This window comes from Glutamicibacter bergerei, from assembly GCF_054495185.1.
Genome location: NZ_CM137131.1, coordinates 828,423 through 842,487, shown reverse-complemented (window position 1 = coordinate 842,487; position 14,065 = coordinate 828,423). Strand labels below are relative to the sequence as shown.

13 protein-coding genes are annotated in these 14,065 nt (G+C 56.1%); 9 read left to right on the top strand and 4 right to left on the bottom strand.

What is annotated here, in order from left to right:
- The first annotated feature begins 56 nt into the window (after positions 1-56).
- The 3 genes from ACX5K5_RS03910 to ACX5K5_RS03900 all read left to right on the top strand — a co-directional run bounded on the left by ACX5K5_RS03910 (position 57) and on the right by ACX5K5_RS03900 (position 3,756).
- Positions 57-527, top strand: a complete 471-nt coding sequence (locus ACX5K5_RS03910) for a hypothetical protein (protein ID WP_141392959.1) — start codon at positions 57-59, stop codon at positions 525-527.
- 5 nt (positions 528-532) lie between these two features.
- Positions 533-1,831 carry a glutathionylspermidine synthase family protein gene (locus ACX5K5_RS03905; RefSeq protein ID WP_459175057.1) on the top strand — a complete coding sequence of 433 codons (1,299 nt, stop codon included), beginning with the start codon at positions 533-535 and terminating at the stop codon, positions 1,829-1,831.
- Between the two features lie 152 nt (positions 1,832-1,983).
- Positions 1,984-3,756, top strand: a complete 1,773-nt coding sequence (locus tag ACX5K5_RS03900) for an acetyl/propionyl/methylcrotonyl-CoA carboxylase subunit alpha (protein WP_346058705.1) — start codon at positions 1,984-1,986, stop codon at positions 3,754-3,756.
- Between the two features lie 31 nt (positions 3,757-3,787).
- Here ACX5K5_RS03900 and ACX5K5_RS03895 read toward each other — a convergent pair whose 3' ends face one another.
- Positions 3,788-4,546 carry an SDR family oxidoreductase gene (locus tag ACX5K5_RS03895; RefSeq protein ID WP_459175056.1) on the bottom strand — a complete coding sequence of 253 codons (759 nt, stop codon included), beginning with the start codon at positions 4,544-4,546 and terminating at the stop codon, positions 3,788-3,790.
- 208 nt (positions 4,547-4,754) lie between these two features.
- On the opposite strand from ACX5K5_RS03895, the gene ACX5K5_RS03890 reads away from it, so the two are divergent.
- Positions 4,755-5,297, top strand: coding sequence for a hypothetical protein (locus ACX5K5_RS03890; RefSeq protein WP_443448439.1), 543 nt, complete (start codon positions 4,755-4,757; stop codon positions 5,295-5,297).
- Between the two features lie 80 nt (positions 5,298-5,377).
- On the opposite strand, the gene ACX5K5_RS03885 is transcribed toward ACX5K5_RS03890, so the two are convergent.
- From ACX5K5_RS03885 to ACX5K5_RS03875, 3 genes are all read right to left on the bottom strand, one after another.
- Entirely contained in the window at positions 5,378-5,962 is a 585-nt protein-coding gene (locus tag ACX5K5_RS03885) for a VanZ family protein (protein WP_459175055.1), read from the bottom strand.
- A 657-nt stretch (positions 5,963-6,619) separates the two neighbouring features.
- Entirely contained in the window at positions 6,620-8,008 is a 1,389-nt protein-coding gene (locus tag ACX5K5_RS03880) for an MFS transporter (RefSeq protein ID WP_096256661.1), read from the bottom strand.
- A gap of 360 nt (positions 8,009-8,368) precedes the next feature.
- Positions 8,369-9,781, bottom strand: a complete 1,413-nt coding sequence (locus ACX5K5_RS03875; RefSeq protein ID WP_443438806.1) for an NAD(P)H-quinone dehydrogenase — start codon at positions 9,779-9,781, stop codon at positions 8,369-8,371.
- 114 nt (positions 9,782-9,895) lie between these two features.
- Between ACX5K5_RS03875 and ACX5K5_RS03870 the strand changes: the two genes are divergently transcribed.
- The 5 genes from ACX5K5_RS03870 to ACX5K5_RS03850 all read left to right on the top strand — a co-directional run bounded on the left by ACX5K5_RS03870 (position 9,896) and on the right by ACX5K5_RS03850 (position 14,056).
- Positions 9,896-10,696 carry a purine-nucleoside phosphorylase gene (locus ACX5K5_RS03870; protein ID WP_096256659.1) on the top strand — a complete coding sequence of 267 codons (801 nt, stop codon included), beginning with the start codon at positions 9,896-9,898 and terminating at the stop codon, positions 10,694-10,696.
- 37 nt (positions 10,697-10,733) lie between these two features.
- A complete protein-coding gene (locus tag ACX5K5_RS03865; protein ID WP_188684438.1) occupies positions 10,734-12,464 on the top strand; it encodes a phospho-sugar mutase in 1,731 nt (576 codons plus the stop codon).
- 33 nt (positions 12,465-12,497) lie between these two features.
- Positions 12,498-13,184: a deoxyribose-phosphate aldolase gene (deoC, locus tag ACX5K5_RS03860; protein WP_459175054.1), complete on the top strand. Its 687-nt coding sequence runs from the start codon at positions 12,498-12,500 to the stop codon at positions 13,182-13,184.
- A 35-nt stretch (positions 13,185-13,219) separates the two neighbouring features.
- Positions 13,220-13,471, top strand: a complete 252-nt coding sequence (locus tag ACX5K5_RS03855; RefSeq protein ID WP_096256656.1) for a hypothetical protein — start codon at positions 13,220-13,222, stop codon at positions 13,469-13,471.
- Between the two features lie 102 nt (positions 13,472-13,573).
- Complete coding sequence (locus tag ACX5K5_RS03850; protein WP_459175053.1) at positions 13,574-14,056, top strand: tetratricopeptide repeat protein; 483 nt, start codon at positions 13,574-13,576, stop codon at positions 14,054-14,056.
- Positions 14,057-14,065: the final 9 nt, after the last annotated feature.

The window sequence follows — 14,065 nt, the reverse complement described above, 5'->3', positions numbered from 1 at the left end:
GCATCCCCTGCAGCAAGCGCCGTTCGCTTACCGCTAGACCGAGAGAACTTAGATCATTGAGTGTCCAACGACGTTTCACCTTGCCCGCAGTGGCCACCGCCGCAGCGTTAGTCTTATCCAGTTGCGCTTCGGATGCCGGCTCTAATTCAGGCTTCGAGTCCACCCCAGAAGACACGGTTTACTGTGTTGATCAAGACAACGTCGTAGTTGACGAAGCACAGTGCAATGACGCTCAAGGCTCCTCCGCGCACCATGGCGGCTCGGGCATCGGCACCGCACTCATGTTCTTCATGATCGGCCGCTACGCCGGCGGACTGCGCCCGGGCACCAGGCTTGATCCTACTCAGTCCACGCAGCGTTTTAGCACCACAGACAATGCTGCCCGGACCAAGGCTGGATTATCAGGCACCTTCCGCAATGGCTATTCGGCATCCACCGGAAAACCGGCAGGTTTTGGCTCCAGCAACAAGCAGCGCAGCGGCACCGGTCATTCCGGTGGCTTCGGCGGCGGACACACCGGAGGCTAAGCACAGTGCAACGCAAGATGACCACCGCACGTCCAGATTATCTTTCCAAGGTCCAAGCCGCAGGGCTGGTGTACACACACGATGATGCCCACAGTTCCGCACCGCAGCTCTACAGATACTGGCGCGATGACGCCTACTACGAGCTGACCCCTCAAGAAATCGAGGTGCTGCACCAGGCAGCCACCGCGGTGTTTTCCATGATGGAGGAAGCCGGAGACTATCTGCTCTCTCCCGCTGGCGCCTCGGATCTAGCACGCTTTGGCATCCCGCACCGCGCCATGCGCGCTATCCGCGATAGCTGGAATGAAGAGCCAGCTGCCGGATCTGTCTACGGCCGTTTCGACTTCCGTTTTGGCGGGCTGACCCACCCCGAGCCGGACCAGCGCATCCCCAAACTTTACGAGTTTAATGCCGACACCCCCACCTCACTGGTCGAGTCCCTAGTGCAATGGCAATGGTTCGAGGATCAGCCTCAGCTAGGCTCCAGCCAATGGACCAATATGTATGAGGACCTGGTGGCGGCCTGGCAGCGAAACCTTGAAATTATCTCGCGCAAGATTGGTGCCGTGCCCACCGTCTACTTTGCCTGCAGTGAAGAAGATACCTCCCACGAGGATCAGATGAATACCCTGGTGTTGCGCGATACCTGCGCCGCGGCCGGATACCGTACCGAAACCATCTATATCGAGAATCTCTGGGTCGATGAGCAGGGACGCTATTGCGCGGGCGAAAACGGCCCGCACATCCAGGTCATTTTTAAGCTGTACCCCTGGGAGCATATGGTGCACAGCGAGAATGCCGATGAGCTTTTCGAGGATATGCGTGACTCGGGATTCGACGGTGCCAGCTACCGTGGTGGCACCATCTGGATCGAACCACCGTACAAGATACTGTGGAGCACCAAGGCTATCTTGCCGGTGCTGTGGAAGCTCTTCGGCGAGGATCCGGATCGCTCCCAGTATCTGCTCCCAGCATGGTTTGACGGCCAGGCCCCGTACTACATCCAACGCCTTGGCTACGTGCGCAAACCATTACTCAGCCGCGAAGGTGCCGACATCACCATCTACCTGCCAGACGGTGGCCTCACCCTAGGTGAAGCTCAAGGTTATGGCGAGGAAGGGTTCATCATTCAAGAGCTCGCCTTGCCTCCGGTGTTCCGCCGCGCGGATGAAGCAACGGATGTCAGCACGGTGTTGGGCATCTGGATGATCGATGGCGAGCCTTCTGGTCTCGCGGTGCGTGAAAGTCAGGGACCGATTACCGATAATTTCGCCAACTTCATCCCGCATGTGATTTCCCACTAGCCGGTCCGGATTAAATGCCCCACGTTTTTGTAGGAACCCTCTAAAATTTTTGGTCTAACACCCCGGAATTTGCGGATAAGTACATATAGTTCCCACAAAACCGATAGGCTCCTAGGTGAGAAACCGTAACTTTTTAAAGACAAGGTTCACCCATGAATCCATTGACGAAGGTGCTGGTCGCCAACCGCGGCGAGATTGCAGTGCGAATTATCCGTGCGGCACGCGACGAAGGAATCGAGTCGGTCGCTATCTACGCCGATTCGGACCGCGATGCACTGCACGTGCGACTGGCCGATGAGGCCTACGCACTGGGCGGCACCACGGCCGCCGAATCCTACCTTCGTATCGAGAAGATTCTGGACATCGCGCAGCGCTCCGGCGCCGACGCGGTACACCCCGGCTACGGCTTCCTGGCCGAGAATGCCGACTTCGCGCAAGCGGTTATCGATGCCGGGCTGACCTGGATTGGGCCAAGCCCACAGGCCATTGACCAGCTTGGTGACAAGGTCAAGGCGCGTCATATCGCTGAAAAGGTCGGCGCTCCACTGGTTCCAGGCACCAAGGATCCGGTGGCCTCGGCCGAAGAGGTATACGCTTTTGCCGACGAATTCGGTTTGCCGCTGGCCATCAAGGCCGCCTACGGCGGCGGTGGCCGCGGAATCAAGGTAGTGCGCAACCGCGAGGACATCGGCGAGATGTACGAGTCCGCAGTCCGTGAAGCCATTGCGGCCTTTGGCCGCGGTGAATGCTTTGTCGAACGGTTCTTAGATGCCCCGCGCCACGTCGAAACCCAGTGCCTAGCAGATAACCAAGGCAACGTCGTGGTCGTTTCCACCCGCGACTGCTCCTTGCAGCGTCGCAACCAGAAGCTCGTCGAGGAGGCTCCGGCTCCCTTCTTGAGCGAGGAGCAGGTCACCCGACTCTACGAAGCTTCCAAGGCGATCCTGCGCGAAGCAAACTACACAGGTGCCGGCACCTGTGAGTTCCTCGTCGGACAAGACGGCGTCATCTCCTTCCTCGAGGTCAACACCCGACTGCAGGTCGAGCACACGGTATCCGAGGAAGTTACCGGTCTTGATCTGGTGCGCGAACAGTTCCGCATTGCCCGCGGCGAAGAGCTGGGCTACACCGACCCTGAGGTCCGCGGCCACTCTTTCGAATTCCGAATTAATGGCGAAGACGCCGGCCGCGGCTTCGTGCCAACCCCTGGCACCATCACCAAGATGAGCCTGCCTACCGGTCCTGGCGTCCGCGTAGATTCGGGTATCGAAGCCGGCGAGAGTGTCTCAGGAAACTTTGACTCGATGATCTCCAAGCTGATCATCACCGGCGCCACCCGGGAGATCGCCGCCGCCCGTGCACGCCGTGCGCTGGAAGAATTTAAGCTCGAAGGAATGGCAACGGTATTGCCATTCCACCGTGCGGTCATGTCAGATGCCGCGTTCGTTCCAGAATCAGGCCCCTTCAAGGTCCACACCCGCTGGATTGAAACCGAATTTGCCACCGTCATTGAACCGCACCCATTGCCGATGGCAGAAGCGGAAGAAGCCGACGAACGCACCTCGGTGACCGTGGAGGTTGCCGGCAAGCGTCTGGAAGTCACTCTACCTTCCTCGCTGGGGTCGGTATCGGCCACCGCAGATAAGGGTGCCAAGAAAAAGCGTAAGCCAGGGCGCAAGGCCGGGGCTGCCGCCGCTGGCAACAGTGCAGAGCTGCGTTCGCCGATGCAGGGCACTATCGTGAAGGTTGCGGTGGCCAACGGGGATACCGTCGCCGCCGGAGATCTGATCGTAGTACTTGAAGCAATGAAGATGGAACAGCCAATTACCGCACACCGTGCAGGTACCGTCCAAGGCCTAGAGGTGAGCCCCGGAGAGTCACTGTCCTCCGGAGCGGTGATCGCCTCGATCATCGAAGCGGACTAAGTACCCACCGCCAATTTGGGCCGTTCAAACGTTACGCGTTTGGACGGCCCTGGGCGTTTAACCAGTCGGAAAAGGTTTCGCTACCCAGCCGCGCGCCCGGCCCGGGAAGCAAAGAGCCATCACGCATGGCGCGGCTCATCGGCCCGGGTAACGGTATTTCGAACACCCGTTTGGCCCGCCCGGTATCGTGTGCCAACTGGGCCCGCATCAGATCAGCCATGCGTTCCTCACGGGGTCCGGCCAGATCTGCCACCACTCCTTGGGGCTCCCCCGTCGCTAGCCTTACCAGTTCAGCGGCGACCTCGGCGCTGGAGACTGGCTGCGAACGCATGAGTGGGGCAAAGTGCAACGCCCCGATTCCCATCCGTTCCGTCAGCTGTCCGGCAAACTCGTGAAATTGCGAAGCACGCAGCAAGGAGAATCCTCCTGTCTGGTCCATCAGCAAACGCTCTTGGGCTGCCTTACCTGCGTAGTACTGTGCGTCAACAGCCAACGCACCAATTATCGATAGTGCAACGTGGTGAGTACTCCCCACCAGGCGTCCTGCTTCCAGTAAATTTTTGGTGGCCTGGGTAAAAAACTCCACCGCGGCCTTTGTGCGCATACTGGAGGTGCTCGACAAGTCAATGACTGAATCAACACCACTCATAGCGTCAACCAGCCCGACACCGGCCACCACATCGATTCCGGTGCGTCGCGACAGAACCAAGGGAATATGCCCGGCTGATTCAACCGCCGAAACGACTTGACGACCAATGGTCCCAGTTCCACCTGCGATAGCGATTTTCATGGGCTCAACCTATCTTGGGGTCTTACACGACACCGTAAATATGAGGCCTTATATTTCTCTTCAGACTGTACGTCGCACCAAGATTGTTTCGCAAGGCAACCGCCAGCCTCGTGTGCGCAAACAACTTTCAAATGCGAAACAGGTTCGTTTCCTGGCCCTTGGAGACGATTTCTATTCCTATAAGAAGACTTAAAGCTAGGATGACATCATGCTAAAAGATCTACGATGCAGAGATATAACATCTTTACCATCGATGCCATTATTTTTGGTTGCCTTCGGCGTAGCTGCATCCATGAGCACAACGGTTACTTGGTGGGCGCCAGGGCTCGGGCTTCTTGCTAGCTGCGGCGTTTGGATGTTAGCCAAGATTTTTTCGCTTTCGAAGAATGATGGAAACAGTGCACCCGCACTAATAGCCAAGCAGCATGCTCTTTTGTGCGCGTTGGCGGGGCCGCTTGCTGTTATCGCCGGTTATTACTGCTTTAACGCTTCGATTTCGCTGATTGCTGTATTGCCAATATCTTCGATATTTGGGGGCGCTTTCATAAGTCGACTACTCGATGACTCGACAGCACTCAAAGCTGGTTATGCTTGCGCACTTGCTGGCGTGCTGGTTCTAATTATTGAATCCGCGGGAGTCGTGGAAAGTTTTAATCTACTCATACAAGGATCAATAGTTTCGTTTGTCGCCATGGCATTTGCGGGAGTGTCGTTCATTTTAGTCCGCAAAGTTTTTGTCGATCACCAATAACACAGAGTACGGCGAAAGTGGATTTTGGTGTTTTGGATATGCAGCCCACCAGCTTCCCTTTGATTTGGAACCCTTGCATTTTAGTGAGACTTGGAGAATATTCGTTTGGTCGAAAGTGGCTTGTCTAAAGTACGCCTCTTGACATGGCTTCCGCAGATCCCCCAGCCAAACACGGTCCCCAGAGAGTACATAATGATGTCAGTTACGGTGAGCGCACGTCCCCAGTTCGTGAGTAACTGAGAAATCTCGATGAGCCCACCGAATCCGATAAGAAAGATGAATGCGGCACTGGTTCTCATTTTTGTGAACCACAAGGTAAGAATCATGCCAGGTACAAAAAGAATCGCGTTGAGCGCGGATTCTCGTACAGCAGTTAGATTCAGGCCATACTGGTCAAACCATCCATCAAGGGGAACTAATGAGAATCTTGCCCTGTCCTCTCCTTCGAATTGAATCGGAGCACTTCCACCGTTGGGAATGATGGTAATCATGACGACACCGATATACCAGCAAGCTAAGCACCATAAACCCAGGGGTTCCCGAACGTCTCGTTTGTTTGGCCGCTTCGAAAATCGGCTAACAAAGAGCATCACAATTAACACGATGACGCTAACGAGAAAGAACCAGGGAACGAGCCAACCAAAAGCCCGAATTGCGTTTGTCACGTGTTAGTAGCCTTATCTCCGGTGTAACAATTTTTCCATTGACAGTAACATATCCGACGTTGTCAAACGCATAAATATGGAATTTGAAGGACCACTTTCGCGTGTCGTCAAAGCGTCTTGCACCCGCAGAACCGCAATTCAATGTGAAGTCACCGTTGTTGCGCCGGATAAGACCCGTGGGTTGATTGCTGATTCTCTAGATCTGTACTTTGAGTGAACGAAAAACTCCGTCAGCGTCAGAACGTTTAGGCTCTGGCTGGATACTGAAAGCTGGCATAAGTGAATGAAATTTTCGTTCACTTATATGCCCGATCCCTTTAGAATCCTGTTGCTGGCTAAAGCCAGCGCGGGCGGCTTGTTTCGGGTATTTCATCGTTGCGTACGTTACTGGTTCTAGGTTTCTAACCCGAACGAAAATATGGCCGGGTCCCTTCTCCCCCACCTAAAACAACCTGTTCGGCTATCAGCCCTGGATATAAGTTCGAACCTGCGGTTGATAGTGAATGAAATTTTCGTTCACGAAATTCTCTGAACCGGAGGCAGACCCGCAGCAGCCGTTTTGCCCTCTAGCCACGCCCAGGACAAATGAAAGATGGCGTGTAATGCGAATCCTTGCGGACTGCCTTACACGCCACCTTGAAGATTTTTCAGCCGTTATTACTCGACGAATTCTTCCATATCTACATCTTTAGTATCGCGGGTAAGGAACAGTGCCACCAAGGTGAGCACAGCGGCAATTGCCAGGTAGATGCCCACGCCCGTCGTGCTGCCATTTCCAGCGCTCCACAATGCGATTGCCACGAATGAAGCCGGGGCTGCACCAATGACCGAGGACAGGTTGTAAGCAACCGCGGATCCGGTGTAACGCACGTTGGAGGGAAAAAGCTCCGGCAAGTACGAGGCCATCGGACCGAAGGTCAGACCCATGAGGGTGAAACCGACAATCAGACCTGCCATCGCTGCGGCCTGTCCAGGGCCGAAGAATAGCGTCCAGGCTAAACCGAAAATTAGAATTCCAATGGTAACCCAAATCAAGAACTTGCGACGGCCATATTTCTCGGCCAACGGTCCCGAAACCATAGTGAAAATACCGAAGAATACGACGCCGATAATCAGCATGGTGAGGAAGGTCGGGCGGTCAATTCCCAGACCTGGAACGAATCCTTCAGCGTTAAAGGTTTTGCCGGCCGCTTTCGCAGTAGCCTGCCCTTGTTCAACGGATGATGCTGTAGTGCCGTATGTCAGGGTGAACGAGGTCATTAGGTAGAACAGCACGTAGGTGGCCAACATGATGAAGGTACCGGCCAGAGTTGGACGCCAGTGATGTTTCATCGTGACCGAGAAAGGTGACTTTACGACCTTCTTCTCGTTAAGTACCTTCTGGAATGACAAGGATTCAACGAGCTTCAAACGTACCCACAGGCCAATGATCACCATGACAGCGGAGAAGTAGAACGGTACGCGCCAGCCCCATGCTAAGAACTGTTCTGCGGTCAGGGTGGTCTGCAGGACCACGAAGATCAGGTTAGAAAGAATAAAGCCGACCGGTGCCCCCAATTGCGGGAAGGTGCCGTAGATAGCTCTCTTATTCTTTGGAGCGTTCTCCGTCGCAAGCAATGCCGCGCCAGACCATTCACCACCAAGCGCCAGTCCTTGAGCGAATCGCAAAATCACCAAAGCCAGAGGAGCGAGGACCGTCCAGTGCCCCTGCGCAGCAGGTAGGAAGCCCATCAGGAAGGTAGCGATACCCATCAATAGCAATGACGCAACCAGAGTTCCCTTACGTCCCAACCTGTCGCCGTAGTGGCCGAAGATTATGGAGCCAAGCGGACGCGCAACGAATGCCACACCAAAGATGGCAAAGGAGGACAAGATTGCGTTAATCGGCGTTGCGTTAGGGAAGAACAGCGTAGGGAAAACCAATACCGACGCGGTGGCGTAAGCATAAAAGTCGAAGAATTCGACGGTGGTGCCGATCATGCTGGCGAACAGCACGCGACCTCTGGTGTTTTCCTTTGGCGCTACTGTCTGGTTAGCCTGCGACATGCTGGCGGCTCCTTCTAAGATGCGAATAAAGGCTCGTTTATGACTTCATAATGGTACGTCGAACTGACCAGCATGTGGATATTTGTGTCCAACATTCGGACACATTTCTTCCATCAAGTCATTTTGAACCTGAGTTCGGACACTGACCTGCAGAAAAAGCGCTTCCAAATAATGAGACTAATGAACCTAGATCTCTGCGGCACTTGTACCAAAGATAGAACTTCCTGTGAGGTGATTCGCAAAAGTTGCTTCAAATCCGTCCGTGGCTAGCAACGCGGAACACCATAGAACCTAAAACCGAACAAGCCGAGCTTCCCGATCAAAATCAGGAAGCCCGGCTTTTGCTCGGAACGGGTAAAGCTACATGCGGCGGTGCAACCGTCGAGCAGCTTCGGCCAACGAACCTGACAAGGATGGGTAAACCGAGAAGGTTTCCGCGACATCGTCTACGTGCAAGCTATTTTGCACGGCGAGCGCGAGCGAGAAGATGAGCTCACTGGCACGTGGTGCAACGACAACGCCACCAATAACGGTTCCCGAACCCTTGCGTGAAACGATTTTCACGAAGCCCTTTTCAACGTTCATCATCTTCGCACGAGCGTTCGTGTTCAGATCTACCTTGATGATGTTGGCCTGGTATTTACCTTCAGCTACTGCACGCTGGGAAACACCAACAGTGGCAATTTCCGGCGAGGTAAAGACGTTCGAGGAGACCAGATTCAAATCCAGTGGCTTCACCGAGTCACCTAGCAAGTGAGCTACGGCGATACGCCCCTGCATAGCCGCTACCGAGGCCAGTGCGAAGACTCCGGTGCAGTCACCGGCAGAGTAAATGTTGGTCACGGTGGTGCGCGAAACGCCATCAACCTTGATATGGCCAGAATCAGTCAACTGCACGCCAACTTCTTCTAGTCCCAGACCTTCGGTGTTAGGGATACCGCCAACTGCAATCAAGCAGTGGCTTCCTTCAAGCACTCGTCCGTCTGCCAGCGAAACGAAGACCTTATCGCCCTTACGCTCAACACCCTCGGCGCGAGCCTGCGAGACAACGTTGACACCGTTTTCTTTAAAGGTGTCTTCAAGTACCGCCGCGGCATCTGCGTCTTCGCCCGGAAGCACACGATCACGCGAGGAGACTAAGGTCACCTTGGCGCCAAGAAGATTGTAGGCGGAAGCGAACTCGGCACCGGTGACACCGGAACCAACGACGATCAGGTGCTCTGGCACCTCGTTCATGTTATAAATCTGAGTCCAGTTGAAGATACGCTCGCCATCTGGTTTGGCGGTAGGAAGTTCACGCGGATGGGCACCGACAGCCAACAGGATTGCGTCTGCTTCGATGGTCTGTTCCGAACCATCAGGGTGACTTACGGCGATGTTTTTACGGTCTAGGAGACGGCCTTCGCCGACCACAATACGCACTCCGGCACGTTCTAGGCCGGTACGGATGTCACTGGACTGCTCCTTGGCAAGTTCCAGCAATCGGTGGTTGACCACCGAGAAGTCGGTTTGCGCGTCATCGATCCCCTCGATGTGGACACCGAAGGTTTCCGCGTGCTGTACACGGCGTACCGCGTCAGCGGTGGCAATGAGGGTTTTTGACGGCACGACGTCGGTTAGAACCGCCGAACCACCCATCCCTGCACGTTCCACCACAGTGACATTGGCACCTAGTTGGGCGGCTCCCATGGCAGCTTCATAGCCACCTGGTCCACCACCGAGGATTACTAAACGGGTTGCTTTATTCCTAGGATCTGCGCTCACATTTTCCATTGTTCCCCATGCACAGCTTTTGCGCACATCACGATCGAGTGAATTTCCTCCATTTGCCACGGGTTCCACCTGACAAAGGGGCTACCTACCGGTAGCGTATTTCACGTGAATGATATGCAAAATGACCCACAGGCGTTGGCGGCACAGGCCGCCCAGGTAATTGCCGAGCAAACTAATGTCGAAAAGCACGACATTGCTCTGGTCCTCGGCTCCGGCTGGGGCGAAGCCGCTGAGCTAATTGGCGAGCGAACCCACACACTCGATGCCACCACCATCCCTGGCTTCCACGCTGCGGCGGTACCTGGCCACCGCGGCACTATTTCCTCGATTCTGACCGAATCGGGCAAGCGCATTCTCGTACTTGGCGCGCGCACCCACTACTACGAGGGACGCGGTGTGCGTTCGGTAGTGCACCCTATCCGTACCGCAGCTGCCGCCGGTTGCACCCAACTGGTGCTGACCAACGGTTGCGGTGGGCTGAACCCGAATTGGACCCCGGGCACCCCGGTCCTGATCTCAGATCACATCAACCTCACGGCGACTTCTCCGTTGGAAGGCGCCACATTTGTGGATCTAACCGACCTATATTCTTCGCGTCTACGCGAGGTGGCTCGTGAAGTTGACCCAACTCTGGACGAGGGCGTCTACGCACAGTTCACCGGCCCACATTACGAAACCCCGGCAGAGGTGCAGTATGCCAAAACCATTGGCGCCGATCTGGTAGGCATGTCCACCGCGTTGGAAGCCATTGCTGCCCGCCACGCTGGAATGGAAATTTTCGGTATTTCTTTGGTCACTAATTTGGCTGCCGGTATTAGCCCCATCCCGCTAAGCCATGAAGAGGTCATTGAAGCCGGTCAGACCGCCGGGCCACGCATCTCCAAGCTACTGGCACAAATCATCGCCCGCCTCTAGGCGAGAAACACTTTCACCTGTAGAGCCAAGGAAAACGATGAATCAAACCGAGAAAAACCAACTCCTCGCGCAGGCAGCCGACTGGGCCGCTCAGGATCCTGATCCGGCCACCGCTCAAGAGCTTCGTGCACTGATCTCCACCGTTGAGTCCGGCGATGGACCTGCCCTGGAAGATCTAGCCGATCGTTTCAGCGGAGTACTCGAATTCGGTACCGCCGGGTTGCGAGCCGAGCTTGGTGCCGGCCCAATGCGGATGAACCGGGTAGTGGTGATGCGCACCGCCGCCGGAATCTCCCGCTTTTTGTCCGAGCGTGCCGCCGGGGAGTACACCCCTAAGGTGGTGATCGGTTTTGACGCACGTTATAACTCGGATGTGTTCGCCACGGATTCGGCTGCGGTGTTTACCGCGGCCGGATTTGAGGTTTTGCTGATGCCCTCGGCTCTGCCAACACCCGTATTGGCGTGGGCAGTGCGCACCTTTGGAGCCGAAGCCGGCGTCATGGTCACTGCCAGCCACAATCCGCCGCGTGATAACGGTTATAAGGTCTACGTCGGAGGAAAGGTCGCCGACGAGGTGGGCCGCGGCGCACAGATCGTCTCCCCCATCGACGCACAGATCGCCGCGTTGATCGATGCAGATCAACCCGTAGCGGACATTAAACGCGTCGACTCGGGCTGGACGGTACTGCCGGGGGCCGCAGAGGATGGCGACATCGAAGCGTCCTACCTCGATTCAATCGGCAACGTCATTCCGCGCGCCGATGGTTCGCTTGCCGCCGCGCGAAAGAACTTGAAGGTGGTAGTCACCGCGATGCACGGCGTCGGCGGGCACACCATGCGTTTAGCACTGCTCAACTCCGGGTTCAGCGACGTACATATGGTCCCGGAGCAGGAACATCCGGATCCAGATTTCCCGACGGTGAAGTTCCCTAACCCAGAGGAGCCAGGGGCCATTGACTTGTCCCTTGAACTAGCTCGGAAGCTCGGAGCGGATCTGGTCATCGCTAATGACCCGGATGCAGATCGTTGTGCCGCAGCCATTCACGACGGTAGCGCTTGGCGGATGTTGCGCGGCGACGAGGTCGGATGGTTGCTTGGAGACCAGCTTTCGCGCATCCTCCCGGCCGAGCAGAAGTTGGCAAATTCCATCGTTTCGTCTCGCATGTTGGCGGCTATCGCCAAGGACAGCGGAAGAGAACATGAGGAAACGCTCACCGGATTTAAATGGATCGCGCGCGTGGAAAACCTCGGGTTCGGCTACGAAGAAGCGTTGGGCTACGCGGTGGCCCCTTCGTTGGTGCGTGATAAGGACGGCATGTCCGCGGCGTTAGTTCTCGCAGATCTTGCGGCGGAGCTGAAGGCTGGCTCAAACAGTATCCAGGGCAGGTTAGACGAGCTCGCGGCAAAACACGGCGTACATGTCACTGACCAGCTCTCGATGCGCTTCACCGACCTGTCGCAGATCCCGGTACTGATGGAAAAGATCCGTACTCAGGCTCCGGCGCAGCTTGCCGGAGCGGAAGTTACCGAGGTCACCGACCTTTCTCAAGGCACCGAGAAGCTGCCTGCCACCAACGCCATGGTGCTACACACCTTCACCGGCGCACGCGTTATTGTGCGCCCCTCGGGAACCGAACCAAAACTGAAATGCTACCTGGAAACCGTGGAGCACGCCGAGGATCTGGCCGACGTTCCGGCGGCTCGCGCACGGGCCACGGCGCAGTGCCAAGCGATCAAGACTGAACTTGAAGCATTCCTCACAAACTAATCCGAACCTACGAACGAACAAAAGAGGATCACGATGTCCGAATTAAGTACTCGCGAAATCGCTGGCTACATTGACCACACCCTGCTAGCGCAGAATGCCTCCCGCGAACAGATCATCACGATCTGCGAAGAAGCGAAGAAGTACGAATTTAAATCAGTCTGCGTCAACCCACTGTGGGTATCAACGGTCTCGCGCGAACTGGCAGAGTCCAACGTGTTGACTTGTTCGGTCATTGGATTCCCACTGGGCACCTCCACCACCGCAACCAAGGTCTTTGAAACCCGCACCGCGGTATCCGACGGAGCCGACGAAATCGACATGGTCATCGATGTGGCCGCAGCGCTGCGCGGAGATCGTGATTCCCTGGTCAACGAGATCTTCGCCATTGCACAGGCAGCCCATGAGGGTGGCGCAATCTTGAAGGTCATCATCGAAACCTGCCTGCTCACCGACGAGGCAAAGGTGCTGGCTTGCGAGGCAGCGAAGGCCGCCGGAGCCGATTTTGTGAAGACTTCAACCGGATTCTCTACCGGTGGCGCGACCGTTGAAGATGTCGCGTTGATGCGTCAAACCGTTGGCCCAGATCTCGGAGTGAAGGCCTCGGGCGGTGTGCGCAGCGTCGAAACCGCGCGGGCAATGATTGCTGCCGGCGCAACACGTCTCGGTTCTAGCTCAGGAGTTGCTATCCTAGAGGGAGAGCAAAGCGGATCCGTTTACTAAGATCCCGCACCCATTCGTTTCCTCAAGGAGAAAAAGTGTACTCGAACGGCAAGAACACCGCCCACTCAGGTGAAGGTCGCCTCGTTGGCAACATCGTTAATACCCTAATCTTCACGGTGATGTTCGCAGCCGGTCTTTACGCCCTGTCTTACTGGACGTTGGAGACCGCTTGGTGGCCAACCATTGCATGCTTCGCGCTGTGCTTCTTGGCCTTTGCGATTCCAATGCACCTGATGGGTCGCGCGGACTCTATCGAAGAGGCAGCCGCAGCAAACGCTGCCCTGTAATTTACGCTTGAACATTGTGGGGAGGCCGAGAGGCCTCCCCACAATTCGTTAACCGGGCGTTCTGCCCTTGCCCGAGATTATTACGCGCACTAGCCTCGACTTATGATCGGCACCCTCAATGAACAGATCGAAGCCTTCTGGCGCAGCGCCAAGGGGAAAAGCTCGCAGAAGCTACGCGAAGAACTCGATGAACTACTCGCTCAGCGGCCAGCCGGCGACGCGGTGGTACTTTTTGAGCGAGCCTCACTCCACGACTATCTCGGCGATGAAGCCCAAGCGGTGGAACCCTACCGGGCGGCGATAGCCACCGGCCTTGATCCAGAAAAACTGGACGAAGCGCGTATTCAACTTGCCAGCACGCTACGCAACTTAGGCGAAACCGGCCAGGCCGTTCAACTGTTGCAATTGATCCAGACACCAAGCCACGTGTACCGCGATGCTCAGGCGTTCCTTGCGCTCGCCCTACACGACGCAGGAGATCACCAGCAGGCGCTGCGTGTAGCTTTACAGACGCTGGCGCCCACCCTCAGCCTTTATGGGCGCCCGGTACATGACTACGCCAAGGAACTGGCGGGCACCACTTAATCGGCACCC